Here is a 14,677-nt window from a genome sequence, read left to right as displayed (position 1 = left end):
AGGGATCCGTTCGGGGTCAGTCGGCGGACGGCTCCGCGCCGTGCCACACCGTCGTCACGTTGCAGAACTCGCGGATGCCGTGCCCGGAGAGCTCGCGGCCGTAGCCGGAACGCTTGACGCCGCCGAACGGGAAGGCCGGATGGGAGGCGGTCATCCCGTTGAAGAACACCCCGCCCGCCTGGAGGTCCCGTACACAGCGGTCCACTTCGGCCGGATCGCGGGTCCACACGTTGGAACTCAGCCCGAACGGCGTGTCGTTGGCGACCGTCACGGCCTCGCCGGCGTCCCGCACCCGGTAGAGCGTGGCGACCGGCCCGAAGGCCTCCTCGCGGTGGATCCGCATGTCCGCGGTGATGCCGGCGAGCACGGTCGGCAGATAGAACCAGCCCCGGTCGAGCCCGTCGGGCCGGCGCCCGCCGCACAGCGCGGTGGCCCCTTTGCGTACGGCGTCCTCGACCAGCTCCTCCAGATCGGCGCGGCCCTGCTCGCTGGCCAGCGGACCCACGTCGGTGCCCTCCAGAAGCGGATCGCCGACCGTCAACTCCCGCATTCCAGCGGTGAATTGCTCGGCGAACGCGTCATAGACGTCGGTGTGCACGATGAAGCGCTTCGCGGCGATGCAGGACTGGCCGTTGTTCTGCACCCGGGCGGTCACCGCGGTCCGCGCGGCCCGCTCGACATCGGCGGAGGCGAGCACGAGAAAAGGGTCGCTGCCGCCGAGTTCGAGCACGGTCTTCTTGATCTCGTCGCCGCAGATCGCCGCGACCGACCGGCCCGCGGGTTCGCTCCCGGTCAGCGTCGCCGCCGCCACCCGCGGGTCGCGCAGCACCCGCTCGACGCCGTCCGAGCCGATGAGCAGGGTCTGGAAGCAGCCGTCGGGGAACCCGGCCCGGCGGAACAGGTCCTCCAGGTACAGCGCGGTCTGCGGCACGTTCGACGCGTGCTTGAGCAGGGCGACATTGCCCGCCATCAGCGCGGGCGCGGCGAACCGCACGACCTGCCAGAGCGGGAAGTTCCACGGCATCACGGCGAGGACGGCGCCGAGCGGCCGGTAGTGGACGCGGGCCCGGTCGGCCCCGGAGTCGTGGACGTCGTCCGGGTCGGGCTCCTCGTCGGCGAGCAGCGCGGGCGCGTGCTCGGCGTACCAGCGCAGCGCCTTCGCGCACTTCGCCGCCTCCGCGCGGGCCGCCGCGACCGGCTTGCCCATCTCAAGGGTCATGGTCCGGGCGATGTCCTCCCGGTCGCCGTCGAGGAGATCGGCCGCCCGCAGCACGAGCCGGGCCCGCTGGTCGAACCCGGTCGTACGGTACGTACCGAACGCGACCTGAGCCGCAGCGAGCCGCCGCTCGACCTCCTCGGGCCCCATGGCCCCGAAGCTCTTGAGCGTCTCCCCGGTAGCCGGATTCACGGTGGCGATGACCATGCTGTACGACACCTCCCGAAGACACTGGTCCCTCGACCTTCCCGCGCGCCAGGAGCACCCGCAACGCGAAGCATCCGACACGGCGTCGGCCTCGGGAGGCAAAACCAGCAGCCCCGGGGGGCAGGAACCATCGGCCTCGGGAGGCGAAAAATCAAGCCCTTCATGGGGGTCCCCCTGGTCCTTCAGGCCTTGGGGGAATTTGAGGAGCGGGGGTCCGGGGGCGGCGCCCCCGGATGCTCAGCCCCGAGGGGGCCTACTCCTCGGGGGGTTCCTCGTCCCCGGTGTCCTCCCCGGGACCCGTTGCCTTCGGCGGCATCGGTGGGCGCGTGCGGCCGCTGGACGTGTCGCGCAGATACGACGCGTCACCCGACTCGGTGGCATGGCCAGGGCCCGGCCCACCGTCCCGCCGCCGCAGATACCGCTCGAACTCCCGGGCGATCGCCTCGCCGGACGCCTCCGGCAGATCCGCGGTGTCCCGCGCCTCCTCCAGCGTCTGGACGTACTCGGCCACCTCGCTGTCCTCCGCGGCGAGCTGGTCGACGCCCAGCTGCCAGGCCCGCGCGTCCTCGGCCAGCTCGCCGAGCGGGATGCGCAGGTCGATGAGGTCCTCAAGTCGGTTGAGCAGGGCCAGCGTTGCCTTCGGGTTCGGCGGCTGCGACACGTAGTGCGGCACCGCCGCCCAGAGGCTGACCGCCGGAACTCCCGCATGCGTACAGGCTTCCTGGAGGATGCCCACGATGCCCGTCGGGCCCTCGTACCGCGTCTCCTCCAGGTCCATCGTCCGCGCCAGATCCGGATCGGAGGTCACTCCGCTCACCGGCACCGGCCGGGTGTGCGGGGTGTCGCCGAGCAGCGCGCCGAGGATGACCACCATCTCGACGCCCAGCTCATGGGCGAAGCCCAGGATCTCGTTGCAGAACGAGCGCCAGCGCATCGACGGTTCGATGCCGCGCACCAGCACCAGGTCGCGCGGCTTGTCGCCGCCGACCCGGACCACGGAGAGCCGGGTGGTGGGCCATGTGATCTTGCGGACCCCGCCGTCCAGCCACACCGTCGGCCGGTTGACCTGGAAGTCGTAGTAGTCCTCCGCGTCGAGCGCGGCGAAGACCTCGCCCTTCCACACCCCGTCCAGGTGCGCGACCGCGGAGGAGGCGGCGTCGCCCGCGTCGTTCCAGCCCTCGAACGCGGCGATCATGACCGGGTCGACCAGCTCGGGAACGCCCTCCAGCTCGATCACCCAGTGCCTCCCTCAGAAGTTCCCTTGCGTACGCCCCAACCTTACGGCTTCAGCCCTACCCAGCCGCAGCCCCCGTGCACGGCACCCTGTGCCCGGAATCGACGGGGCGGAGGCTGGGTATGCAGCCAGCGGGGGCGGTGATTCATCCGAGCTGTGCAACGGGAACTTCGGCCAAACTCTGGACGGTGGTGCTCAAGCGGCGATATACATCGGATGACCGGTAGAGATCCGATGTCCATACGGATGTTCCCGCGAACGTTCCCGCAAGCGGAGCTGCGGACGTTCGTTCAGCGGTTCATCCAGTGGTCCGTCCAGCCGTTCATCCGGCCGTTCAGCCAGGCGTTGATCCAGGGGGCGTGCATGAGACCGAGCGTCACGGGGTTCGAGGTACACGACATCCGCTTTCCCACCTCGGAACGGCTCGACGGCTCGGACGCCATGAACCCCGACCCGGACTACTCGGCCGCCTATGTGGTGCTGCGCACCGAGGACGGCCACGAGGGCCACGGCTTCGTCTTCACCATCGGCCGCGGCAACGAGGTGACCGCCGCCGCCATCGAGGCACTGCGGCCGTACGTCGTCGGCCGCCCGGCACCGGCCGGCGCCGCCGGCCTGGCCGCCCTCCACCACGACCTCACCCACGACTCCCAACTCCGCTGGCTGGGGCCGGAGAAGGGAGTCACACACATGGCGGCGGGCGCCGTCGTCAACGCCGCCTGGGACCTGGCGGCCACCATGGCGGGCCTCCCGGTGTGGGAGTTCCTCGCCTCGATGACCTCCGAGGACCTGGTCTCGCTTGTCGACTTCCGCTATCTGACCGATGTGCTCACCCGGGAGGAGGCGCTCGCCATCCTCCGCGCCGCCGAACCCGGCCGCGCCGAACGGGCCCGGCTCCTGCGCGCCGAGGGCTATCCCGCGTACACCACCTCGCCCGGCTGGCTCGGCTACGACGACGCCAAACTGGTCAGGCTCGCCAAGGAGGCCGTCGCGGACGGCTTCGTCCAGATCAAGCTGAAGGTCGGCGCCGATCTGGCCGACGACGTACGCAGACTGAGCCTGGCCCGCGCCGCCGTCGGCCCCGGCATCCGGATCGCCGTCGACGCCAACCAGCGCTGGGACGTCGGTGAGGCGATCCGCTGGATGGCCGCGCTCGCCCCGTACGAACCGCACTGGATCGAGGAGCCGACCAGCCCCGACGACATCCTGGGCCACGCCGCCGTGCGGGCCGGGCAGCCGGTGAAGGTCGCCACCGGCGAACACGTCGCCAACAGGGTCGTGTTCAAGCAGCTGCTGCAGGCCGGGGCAGTGGACTTCGTGCAGATCGACGCGGCCCGGGTGGCCGGGGTCAACGAGAACCTGGCGATCCTGCTGCTCGCCGCCAAGTACGGCGTGCCCGTCTGCCCGCACGCGGGCGGGGTCGGTCTGTGCGAGCTCGTCCAGCACCTCGCCATGTTCGATTTCGTCGCCGTGTCCGGCAGCCGCGAGGACCGCGTCATCGAATACGTCGACCACCTCCACGAGCACTTCGCCGACCCCGCCGTCATCGAGGGCGGCCGCTACCGCGCGCCGAGTGCCCCAGGCTTCTCCGCCCGGATGCATCCTGCGACGATCGCCGCCTACCGCTATCCGGACGGGCCGCAGTGGCAGGCCCGCCGTCCGGCCTTGGAGGTCAACTCATGAGTACCGCAAGGGACTTCGACGGCATGGCCGCCCTGGTCACCGGCGGCGCCTCGGGCATCGGCGCCGCCGTCGCCGAACTCCTCATGGAGCGGGGCGCCCGGGTCGCCGTGCTCGACCGGGACGTGAAAGGCGCCCCCGGCGCCGCCCTATCCCTGGAGGCCGATGTCACCGACGACGCGGGCGTACGGGACGCGGTGACCCGCGCCGCGCACGAACTCGGCGGCCTGCACACCGTCGTCTCCAACGCGGGCATCGGCGCCATCGGCACCGTCGAGGACAACGACGACGCCGAATGGCGCCGGGTCCTCGACGTCAACGTCCTCGGCATGGTCCGGGTGGCCCGGCACACGCTGCCCCATCTGCGACGCGCGGCCGGGGAGCGGCCCGGCCGCGCGTCCCTCACCCACACCTGCTCCATCGCCGCCACCGCGGGCCTGCCGCAGCGCGCCCTGTACAGCGCGGCCAAGGGCGCGGTCCTCTCCCTCACCCTCGCCATGGCCGCCGACCACGTGCGCGAAGGCATCCGGGTCAACTGCGTGAACCCCGGCACCGCGGACACCCCCTGGGTCGCCCGGCTGCTGGACCGGGCGGACGATCCGGCGGCCGAGCGGGCCGCACTCCGGGCGCGCCAGCCGATGGGGCGCCTGGTGTCCGCCGCCGAGGTCGCCGCCGCCATCGCCTATCTCGCCAGTCCCGCCGCGGCCGCCGTCACCGGCACGGCCCTCGCGGTCGACGGCGGCATGCAGGGCCTGCGCCTGCGCCCCACCAACTGATCACTCGAAGGACGGGACCATGAGAGTGCGTACGACAACTGCCGCCGCCTGCACCGTACTTGTGGCGGTCGCGGCGCTCACCGGCTGCAACCGCCAGTCCGGCGGCGGCACGGGCGGCCGGCAGGTCGGCATCGACCTGCCGCGCAGCGACAGCGACTTCTGGAACTCCTACCAGCACTACATCGAGCTGGGTGTCAAGGCCGGCGACGTCTCCGCGCTGCCGCTCACCAACTCCCAGAACGACGTCGGCAAGCTGGTCTCCAATGTCACCGTCTTCACCGACCTGGGCGCCAAGGCCGTCGTCATGGCCCCGCAGGACACCGGCGCGATCGCCTCCACCCTGGAGAGTCTGAACCAGAAGAAGATCCCGGTCGTCAGCGTTGACACCCGCCCCGAGAAGGGCGACGTCTACATGGTGGTGCGGGCCGACAACAAGGCGTACGGCGAGAAGGCCTGCCAGTACCTCGGTCAGCAGCTCAAGGGCCAGGGCAAAGTCGCCGAGTTCCAGGGCGACTTGAGCTCCATCAACGGCCGCGACCGCTCCGAGGCCTTCAAGTCCTGCATGGACAAGAACTTCCCCGGCGTCAAGGTCTTCGAGCTCGCCACCGAGTGGAAGGGCGACGTGGCCTCCGCCAAGCTCCAGTCGACCCTCGCCGCCAACCCCGACCTGGGCGGCATCTACATGCAGGCCGGCGGGGTCTTTCTCCAGCCGACCCTGGCCCTGCTCCAGCAGAAGGGCCTGCTCAAACCGGCGGGCACCGCGGGCCACATCACGATCGTCTCCAACGACGGCATCCCCGAGGAGTTCGACGCCATCAAGGCCGGGAAGATCGACGCGACGGTCTCCCAGCCCGCCGACCTCTACGCCAAGTACGCGCTGTTCTACGCCAAGGCCGCCCTGGACGGAAAGACGTTCAAGGAGGGTCCGACCGACCACGGGTCGAACATCATCAAGATCCCGAACGGGTACGAGGACCAGCTGCCCGCGCCCCTGGTCACCAAGGACAACGTCAACGACGCGTCCCTGTGGGCCAACCAGCTCCAGAAGAAGAGCTAGCCGTGGCACCCGAACCCGCCCTGCGAGCCCACGGCATCGTCAAACGCTTCGGGCCCACCGTCGCGCTCGACGGGGCCTCGCTGACCGTGCGGCCCGGTGAGTCGCATGCGCTGGTCGGCCGCAACGGCGCCGGGAAGTCCACCCTGGTCGGGGTGGTCACCGGACTGCACCGCCCGGACGCGGGAACGGTCGCCTTCGGCGGCGCCCCCGCACCGGCCCCCGGCGACCGGGCGGCCTGGCAGTCCAAGGTCGCCTGCGTCTACCAGAAGTCCATGGTCGTCCCGGACCTGACCGTCGCCGAGAACCTCTACCTGAACCGCTTCGAGGGCCGGCGGATCCGCTGGAGCCGGCTGCGCCGCAGCGCCGCGGAGCTCCTCGCGGAGTACGGGGTGAGCGTCGACCCCGACACCCGGGCGAGTCAACTCTCCGTCGAGCAGCGCCAGTTCGTGGAGATCGCCCGCGCCCTGTCGTTCGGCGCCCGGCTGATCGTCCTGGACGAACCGACCGCCCAGCTCGACGCCCGCGGCATCCAGCGCCTGTTCACCAAACTGCGCGAACTGCAGGGCCAGGGCGTGGCCTTCCTGTTCATCTCGCACCACCTCCAGGAGGTGTACGAGCTCTGCACCGCGGTCACCGTCTACCGCGACGCCCGCCGGGTCCTGACCGCCTCCGTCGCCGACCTCCCCAAGGAGGAGCTGGTCGCGGCGATGACGGGCGAGCGAGCGGGCGGCCCCGCGGCTTCCTGGCGGGCGGCGGCCAGGAGCGTACGGGAAGTGGAACCGGTCCTGCGGACCGAAGGGCTCGCGCTCGACGGGGAGTTCGAGCCGCTCGACCTCGCGGTACGCCCCGGTGAAGTCCTCGGTGTGGCCGGAGCCGCGGCCAGTGGCAGCACCGCGCTCGGCGAGACCCTCGCCGGGATGCGCAGAGCGAGCGCGGGCCGGGTCACGGTGCACGGCAGGCCGGTGAAACCGGGCAGTGTGCCGCATGCGCTCGACGCGGGCATCGGCTACATCCCCGAGGACCGGCACCGCCAGGGGCTGGTCCCGGACCGCTCGGTCGCCGAGAACGCCACACTGACGGTGACCGATCAGCTCGGGCCGTGGGGGACCGTACTCCCGTCCCGGACAAGGGAGTTCGCCCGGTCGATGATCGGCTCGCTCGACATCAGGACGCGGGGGCCCCAGCAGCCGGTCTCGGACCTGTCGGGCGGCAATCAGCAGAAGGTGGTGGTGGCCCGCGCGCTGGCCAGGAAGCCGGTGGCGCTGGTCGCGGTACGCCCCACCGCGGGCGTGGACGTGAAGTCCAAGGACGCGCTCCTCGGCGTGGTGCGGCGGGTCGCCGACGAAGGCAGCGCGGCGCTGATCGTCTCCGACGAACTGGACGACCTCAGAGTGTGCGACCGGGTGCTCGCGCTGTTCCACGGGCGTGTCGTCGCGGAATTCGACAGCGGGTGGACCGACCGCGAACTGGTCGCCGCCATGGAAGGTGTGGGGGAACGGCCATGACCGACACGGCGACCGAAGCGCCGGCCGAACCGCGGCAGACGAGCCCGCTGCGGAGCCTGTCGCGCGTCCGCTGGAGCGATTTCTCCCTCGTCCCCGTGATCCTGGTCCTGATGGTCATCGGCTTCATCGTCTCGCCGGTGTTCCTGACCTCGGGCAACCTGATCAGCGTCATCCAGCAGTCGTCCGAGCTGAGCCTGCTCGTCCTCGGCGAGGCGCTCATCCTGATCTGCGGCCGCATGGACCTGTCCCTGGAGTCGACGATCGGCATCGCGCCGGTCGTCGCGCTGTGGCTGATCCTGCCGTCGGGCGCGCCCGGCGGCCGGTTCGTGGGTGTCGGCCTGCTGCCCGGCTGGACGGCGATCCCGGTGTGCCTCCTGGTCGGCCTGGCCATCGGCGCGTTCAACGGCTTCCTGATGCTGAAGCTGAACGTCAACGGGTTCATCGCCACCCTCGGCATGCTGACGATGCTGCGGGGCCTGCACACCGGCATCACCGAGGGCAAGGCCATCATCGACATGCCGCCGTCCTTCCGCTACCTCGGCATGACGGACTGGCTCGGGGCGCCCGCCGCGGTCTGGATCTGCCTCGCGCTCTTCGCGGCCGGCGGGGCCGGGCTCGCGTGGCTGCGGCACGGGCGGGCGCTGTACGCGATCGGGGGCAACCCGGAGGCGGCCCGCGCGGCCGGCATCCGGGTCGACCGGGTCACCTGGATCGTGCTCGCGATCGGCGGAATGCTCGCCGCCTTCGCGGGGATCCTGTACGCGGGCCACTACGGCTCGGTGGCGGCGGGCCAGGGCAGCGGGTGGATCTTCCAGGTGTTCGCGGCGGCGGTGATCGGCGGGATCAGCCTGAAGGGCGGCCGGGGCACCCTGTTCGGCGCCCTGACCGGCGTTCTGACCCTTCAACTGGTGGTCAACGTCATGACGCTGGGCGGCGTCCCGGCGCTGTGGAACCAGTTCCTGAACGGGGCGATCATCATCGTGGCGCTGGTGATCAGCCGCTTCGCCAGCGGAGAGAAGCAGACGTAGCCCAACCCTGCGGGCTCACAATGTGGACCTCAGCCACTGCTCCACGCTCGCGATGTGCACCGTCGCCCAGGACCGCGCGGCCTCCGCGTCCCGGTCCCGCAGGGCCGTGAGGATGGCCCGGTGCTCGTGCAGCGTGCGGCTCACCGCGTCCTCCTGGGTGAGCCCGCGCCAGATCCGGGCCCGCGTCGTCGGCCCGGACAGACCGTCGAGCAGGGAGCAGAGCACCGAGTTGCCCGAGCCCGCCACGATGCCCCGGTGGAATTCGAGGTCGGCCGCCACCAGCTCCTCCACCGACGGCGCCGCCCCCAGCGCGTCCAACTGCGCCGACAGCGCGTCGAGTTCGGGCTCGGTGATCCGCGCCGCCGCCATCGCCGTCGCGGCCGGCTCCAGGATGCGGCGTACCGCGAGGAACTCCAGGACCGTGTCGTCGCGGTGGAAGTCCACCACGAAGCTCATCGCCTCCAGGAGGAGCTGCGGGTCCAGGCTGGTGACGTACGTGCCGTCGCCCTGCCGTACGTCCAGGATGCGGATCAGCGACAGCGCCCGCACCGCCTCGCGCAGCGAGTTGCGCGACAGGCCGAGCTCGGCGGCGAGTTCGCTCTCCTTGGGGAGCCGGTCGCCCGGCCGCAGCGCACCGGAGACGATCATTTCCTTGATCTTCTCGATGGCCTCGTCGGTGACAGCCATGAACGGCCTCCTCCATACATCCGATGTATGGGCCCCATTATGCGGTCCTGGCCGTCACGGAGTACGCGAAAGGGGCGGCCCCTCGCGGGAACCGCCCCTCGCCGGTTGTTGACGTACCGTCAGATCTTCTTGCCCAGCAGGTCGTCGACCTTGCCGCGGATCTCGTCCGTGGCCAGACCCCGGATCGTCAGGGTCGTACGGCGGCGCAGCACGTCGTCGGCCGTCTCGGCCCACTCGTGGTCACGGGCGTACACGACCTGCGCCCAGATCTCCGGCGCGTCCGGGTGGATGCGCTCGGCGAGCGCCGCGTCCTCGTTGGCCAGGCGCGCGATGTCGAAGGACAGCGAACCGTAGTGCGTGGCCAGGTGCTTGGCGGTGTCGGCCGACATGCGCGGACCGGGCGCCGGGCCGTCCACCATCAGGCGGTGGGCGACGGCACGCGGGTTGGCTATACCGGGCAGCGGCATCTTGCCGGGCAGCTGGGAGATGGGCTCGAAGTCGTCGCCGAGCGGGTGGCCCGGCAGCTGCTCCAGCTTCTTCATCACCGTACGGCCGATGTGGCGGAAGGTCGTCCACTTGCCGCCGGCCACCGACAGCATGCCGCCGCGGCCCTCGGTGACGACCGTCTCGCGCTTGGCCTTCGAGGTGTCGCCGGGACCGCCGGGCAGCACCCGCAGACCCGCGAAGGAGTACGTGATCAGATCGCGGGACAGCTGCTGGTCGCGGATCGAGAACGCGGCCTCGTCCAGGATCTGCGCGGTGTCCGCCTCGGTGACGCGGACGTCCGCCGGGTCGCCCTCGAACTCCTCGTCGGTGGTGCCGAGCAGGAGCATGTCCTCCCAGGGGAGGGCGAAGGTGATGCGGTACTTGTCGATCGGGGTCGCCAGCGCGGCCTTCCAGGGGGCGGTGCGCTTGAGGACGAGGTGCGCGCCCTTGGAGAGGCGGATGGAGGGAGCCGAGTCGGGGTCCTCCATCTTGCGCAGGTGGTCGACCCACGGGCCGGTCGCGTTGAGGACGAGGCGCGCGTTGACGCCGAACTCCTCGCCGGACAGCCGGTCCTTGAGGTCGGCGCCCGTCACCCGGCCCTTGGTGAAGCGCAGGCCGGTGACCTCGGAGTGGTTGAGGACGACCGCGCCGGCCTCGACGGCGGCGCGGACCGTCATCAGGGCCATGCGGGCGTCGTTCATCTGGTCGTCGCCGTAGACGGCCACGGCCTTCAGGTTGTCCGTACGCAGCTCGGGCACGTCCGCCGCGGCCTTCGCGGGGGACAGCAGGTGGCCCACGCCGTCGCCGAAGGCGGACAGCGCCGAGTAGGCGAAGACGCCGGCCCCCAGCTTGGCGGCACCGTGCGGGCCGCCCTTGTACACGGGCAGGTAGAACGTGAGCGGGTTGGCGAGGTGCGGGGCCACCTGACGGGACACCGCACGCCGCTCGAAGTGGTTCTCCGCGACCAGCTTCACCGCGCCGGTCTGCAGGTAGCGCAGACCGCCGTGGAGCAGCTTGGAGGAGGCGGAGGAGGTGGCGCCGGCGAAGTCACCGGCGTCCACCAGCGCCACCCGCAGTCCGGACTGCGCGGCGTGCCAGGCGGTGGAGATGCCCAGGATGCCGCCGCCGATCACCAGGAGGTCGTACGTCGCCGTGGAGAGCTGCTCCCGTGTTTCGGCGCGGCTCACTGCCTTGAAAGAAGACACAGTGGAGCCGGAGGCCGGGTGCGTCCCGAGGGCAGGGACGCTCTGCAGGGTGGTCATGTCGATTACTCCTCGTCCTCGATCCAGCCCATGGTCCGCTCGACGGCCTTGAGCCAGTTCTTGTACTCGCTGTCACGCTGGTCGGCGTCCATGCGAGGGGTCCATTCCGCCGCCCGGCGCCAGTTGGCGCGCAGCGCGTCGGTGTCCGGCCAGAAGCCGACGGCCAGACCGGCGGCGTAGGCGGCGCCGAGGCAGGTCGTCTCGGCGACCATCGGACGCACGACCGGCGCGTCCAGGAAGTCCGAGAGGGTCTGCATCAGCAGGTTGTTGGAGGTCATGCCGCCGTCGACCTTCAGCGCGGTGAGCTCGACGCCGGAGTCCTTCGTCATGGCGTCGGTGATCTCGCGGGTCTGCCAGGCGGTTGCCTCAAGGACGGCGCGCGCGATGTGCGCCTTGGTGACGTACCGGGTGAGACCGGCGATCACGCCGCGGGCGTCGGAGCGCCAGTACGGGGCGAACAGGCCGGAGAAGGCCGGTACGAAGTACGCGCCGCCGTTGTCCTCGACCGACGACGCCAGGGTCTCGATCTCGGCGGCGGTCTTGATCATGCCCATCTGGTCGCGCATCCACTGGACGAGCGAGCCCGTGACGGCGATGGAGCCTTCCAGGGCGTAGACCGGCTTCTGCTCGCCGATCTGGTAGCCGACGGTGGTCAGCAGGCCGTTGTAGGAGTTGACGGGCTTGTCACCGGTGTTCATGAGCATGAAGGTGCCGGTGCCGTAGGTGGACTTGGCCTCGCCCTCGGAGAAGCAGGTCTGGCCGAACAGGGCCGCCTGCTGGTCGCCGAGCGCGGACGCGACCGGGATGCCGTCCAGGACGCCGCCCTTGGCGTGTCCGTACACCTCGGCGGAGGAGCGGATCTCGGGCAGCAGGGCCGCCGGGATGTCCATGGACTGGAGGATCTTCTCGTCCCAGGCCATCTCGTGCAGGTTCATGAGCAGCGTGCGCGAGGCGTTGGTGACGTCCGTGACGTGCACACCGCCGTCGGTGCCGCCGGTCAGGTTCCAGATGACCCAGGAGTCCATGGTGCCGAAGAGGATCTCGCCGCGCTCGGCACGCTCGCGCAGGCCCTCGACGTTGTCGAGCAGCCAGCGCACCTTCGGGCCCGCGAAGTACGACGCGAGCGGCAGGCCGGTCTCGCGGCGGAAGCGGTCCTGGCCGACGTTGCGGCCGAGCTCCTTGCAGAGCGCGTCGGTGCGGGTGTCCTGCCAGACCAGCGCGTTGTGCACGGGCTCGCCGGTGTTCTTGTCCCACAGCAGCGTGGTCTCACGCTGGTTGGTGATGCCGATCGCCTTGACGTCGGCGGCGGTGATGCCCGCCTTCTCGACCGCGCCGGCCACGACCTCCTGGACGTTGGTCCAGATCTCGGCGGCGTCGTGCTCCACCCAGCCCGGCTTGGGGAAGATCTGCTCGTGCTCCTTCTGGTCGACCGAGACGATCCGGCCGTCCTTGTCGAAGACGATGCAGCGGCTGGAGGTGGTGCCCTGGTCGATGGCCGCGATGAACGGGCCGGTGCTGTGCGTGTCGCTCATGGGGTGCTCCTGGGAAGTCCGAAGGGGGGCGCGTAGCTTCTCGTCAGGCGAAGGCGATGTGGTAGATGCCACCGGCGACCGCGCCGCCGATCAGCGGGCCGACGACCGGGATCCAGGCGTAGCGCCAGTCCGAACCGCCCTTGTTGGGCAGCGGCAGCAGGGCGTGCACGATGCGCGGGCCGAGGTCGCGGACCGGGTTGATGGCGTAACCGGTCGGGCCGCCGAGCGAGAGGCCGATGCCGACCACGACGAGTGCGGTGATCAGCACACCGATGACGCCGAGGCCCTTGCCGTCGCCGTTGAGGCCCTGCGTCAGGATCGCGAGGACCAGGACGGCCGTGGCGATGATCTCCGTGACCAGGTTCTGCACCGTGTGGCGGATCTCCGGGCCGGTCGAGAAGATACCGAGCACCGGTCCCGCCGCGCTCTCGCGGGCCTCGACCGACTTGCCGTCGTCCAGGATCTCGGGGTCGGTGAGGTGCGCGTGGAACTGGCCGTAGTAGGCGAGCCACACGAGCACCGCGCCGAGCATGGCGCCGAGCAACTGTCCGCCGAGGTACACGGGGACGTCGCTCCACTGGGTGCCGCCCTCGATCGCGAGACCGAGGGTCACCGCGGGGTTGAGGTGGGCACCCGAGAGCGGTGCGGAGATGTACGCGCCGGTCAGCACCGCGAAGCCCCACCCGAAGGTGATCGCGAGCCAGCCGGCGTTCCGCGCCTTCGAGCGCTTCAGCGTGACGGCGGCGCACACGCCACCGCCGAGCAGGATGAGAACGGCGGTACCGATGGTCTCGCCGATGAAGATGTCGTGGCTGGACATCCGCGACTCCTTTGTCCTTCGTCCAGGGGGAAACCCCAACAGGCAGAGCACCGGGTCCCTCCGGTGATCCGCGCCCTCATGGCTGAGAGCTGCCGGCCCATGGCGTTGTCACACTCTAACTCGTATTGTCGTTAGGTGTTCGACAATGCCGACCGTTGACCGGCAGTTTTGCCCCCGGGTTAAGTCGGCGTCAAGGCTTCTGTGGCCGGAATCCCTGATCGTTACCACCTGGTACGAATCGACAAACCAGACCCCGGTCCGACGACCAAGATCATGTAGTGCTATGGGAGTGCCGCTGCCGGGCCGCTAGAAGCGGCCGGCGCCCAGGTCACGGGAGACCGCACGGGCGCAGTCCCGTACCGCGGCCACCAGCTCGGCCCGGACCTCGCCGTCCTTGCAGACCCGCTCGACGGCGCCCGTGACGCCCACCGCGCCGACCGGCATCCGGCGCCGGTCGTGAATGGGCGCGGCCACCGAGGCGACGCCGTCCCAGGTCTCCTCGATGTCCGAGGCCCAGCCGCGCGCCCGGGTCAGGTCGAGCAGCTCCTCGAAGTCCTCGGCCAGCGTCACCGTGCGGGCCGTGAACGCCTCCTGCACGTTGTCCACGGCCTCGGTGTGCGCCACCGGGTCGTACGCGGACAGCACCTTGCCCAGGGCCGTGGAGTGCAGCGGCTGCATGGCACCCACCTCCAGGACCTGGCGGCTGTCGTCGGGCCGGAAGACGTGATGCATGATCAGCACGCCCTGCTGGTGCAGCACCCCCACGTACACGCTCTCGCCGCTGGACCTCGCCAGATCGTCCGTCCACACCAGGGCGCGGGCCCGCAGCTCGTGGACGTCCAGGTAGCTGTTGCCCAGGCGCAGCAGCTCCGCGCCGAGCTGGTAGCGGCCCGAGGCCGGGTCCTGCTCCACGAAGCCCTCGGCCTGCAGGGTCCGCAGGATGCCGTGCGCGGTGCCCTTGGCGAGGCCCATCGCGGAGGCCACCTCGGACAGGCCGAGCCGTCGCTCGCCCCCCGCGAGCAGCCGCAGCATGGCTGCCGCCCGTTCGAGCGACTGGATGTTGCGCGCCATCGCGCTCCCTCCCTTTCGGGCACTGCTGAACCGGCTGTCGCCGCTGAAGCGGCCGGTTCTGAATTGTTCGGCAATGCTGAACAGTATCGGCCGTTGCCGACCTCGTGTCACCGTGA

12 protein-coding genes are annotated in these 14,677 nt (G+C 70.7%); 5 read left to right on the top strand and 7 right to left on the bottom strand.

Annotated features, from left to right (window positions below):
* Window positions 1–16: 16 nt before the first annotated feature.
* Both ACIBK6_RS13210 and ACIBK6_RS13205 read right to left on the bottom strand, forming a co-directional pair.
* Window positions 17–1,423, bottom strand: a complete 1,407-nt coding sequence (locus ACIBK6_RS13210) for an NADP-dependent succinic semialdehyde dehydrogenase (protein WP_399051288.1) — start codon at window positions 1,421–1,423, stop codon at window positions 17–19.
* A 253-nt stretch (window positions 1,424–1,676) separates the two neighbouring features.
* Window positions 1,677–2,660, bottom strand: coding sequence for a PAC2 family protein (locus tag ACIBK6_RS13205; RefSeq protein WP_399051287.1), 984 nt, complete (start codon window positions 2,658–2,660; stop codon window positions 1,677–1,679).
* A 360-nt stretch (window positions 2,661–3,020) separates the two neighbouring features.
* Between ACIBK6_RS13205 and ACIBK6_RS13200 the strand changes: the two genes are divergently transcribed.
* From ACIBK6_RS13200 to ACIBK6_RS13180, 5 genes are read left to right on the top strand one after another with little or no spacing between them, the layout of a single operon-like run.
* The gene (locus ACIBK6_RS13200) at window positions 3,021–4,340 is read left to right on the top strand and encodes an enolase C-terminal domain-like protein (protein WP_399051286.1); all 1,320 of its coding nucleotides are present in this window, start codon (window positions 3,021–3,023) and stop codon (window positions 4,338–4,340) included.
* The gene (locus ACIBK6_RS13195; RefSeq protein WP_399051285.1) at window positions 4,337–5,113 is read left to right on the top strand and encodes an SDR family NAD(P)-dependent oxidoreductase; all 777 of its coding nucleotides are present in this window, start codon (window positions 4,337–4,339) and stop codon (window positions 5,111–5,113) included. The genes ACIBK6_RS13200 and ACIBK6_RS13195 overlap by 4 nt, the downstream gene beginning before the upstream one ends.
* 19 nt (window positions 5,114–5,132) lie before the next feature.
* Complete coding sequence (locus ACIBK6_RS13190) at window positions 5,133–6,170, top strand: sugar ABC transporter substrate-binding protein (RefSeq protein WP_399051284.1); 1,038 nt, start codon at window positions 5,133–5,135, stop codon at window positions 6,168–6,170.
* A gap of 2 nt (window positions 6,171–6,172) precedes the next feature.
* Complete coding sequence (locus ACIBK6_RS13185) at window positions 6,173–7,675, top strand: sugar ABC transporter ATP-binding protein (RefSeq protein WP_399051283.1); 1,503 nt, start codon at window positions 6,173–6,175, stop codon at window positions 7,673–7,675.
* Window positions 7,672–8,703 (top strand): ABC transporter permease, encoded by a 1,032-nt coding sequence (locus ACIBK6_RS13180; protein WP_399051282.1) that lies wholly within the window; start codon window positions 7,672–7,674, stop codon window positions 8,701–8,703. Before ACIBK6_RS13185 ends, ACIBK6_RS13180 begins: the two co-directional genes overlap by 4 nt.
* Window positions 8,704–8,718: 15 nt before the next feature.
* On the opposite strand, the gene ACIBK6_RS13175 is transcribed toward ACIBK6_RS13180, so the two are convergent.
* From ACIBK6_RS13175 to ACIBK6_RS13155, 5 genes are all read right to left on the bottom strand, one after another.
* A complete protein-coding gene (locus tag ACIBK6_RS13175; RefSeq protein WP_399051281.1) occupies window positions 8,719–9,390 on the bottom strand; it encodes a FadR/GntR family transcriptional regulator in 672 nt (223 codons plus the stop codon).
* 119 nt (window positions 9,391–9,509) lie between these two features.
* Window positions 9,510–11,138 (bottom strand): FAD-dependent oxidoreductase, encoded by a 1,629-nt coding sequence (locus ACIBK6_RS13170; RefSeq protein ID WP_399051280.1) that lies wholly within the window; start codon window positions 11,136–11,138, stop codon window positions 9,510–9,512.
* 5 nt (window positions 11,139–11,143) lie between these two features.
* A complete protein-coding gene (gene glpK / locus ACIBK6_RS13165) occupies window positions 11,144–12,670 on the bottom strand; it encodes a glycerol kinase GlpK (protein ID WP_399051279.1) in 1,527 nt (508 codons plus the stop codon).
* Window positions 12,671–12,713: 43 nt separating this feature from the next.
* Complete coding sequence (locus tag ACIBK6_RS13160; protein ID WP_399051278.1) at window positions 12,714–13,490, bottom strand: MIP/aquaporin family protein; 777 nt, start codon at window positions 13,488–13,490, stop codon at window positions 12,714–12,716.
* Window positions 13,491–13,796: 306 nt separating this feature from the next.
* Window positions 13,797–14,561 (bottom strand): IclR family transcriptional regulator, encoded by a 765-nt coding sequence (locus ACIBK6_RS13155; protein WP_399051277.1) that lies wholly within the window; start codon window positions 14,559–14,561, stop codon window positions 13,797–13,799.
* Window positions 14,562–14,677: the final 116 nt, after the last annotated feature.

Origin of the sequence: Streptomyces sp. NPDC050485, assembly GCF_044458185.1 — a bacterium.
Lineage (GTDB): Bacteria > Actinomycetota > Actinomycetes > Streptomycetales > Streptomycetaceae > Streptomyces.
Note: the sequence above shows the minus strand (reverse complement) of the source record. Positions and strands in the feature narration are given on the sequence as shown.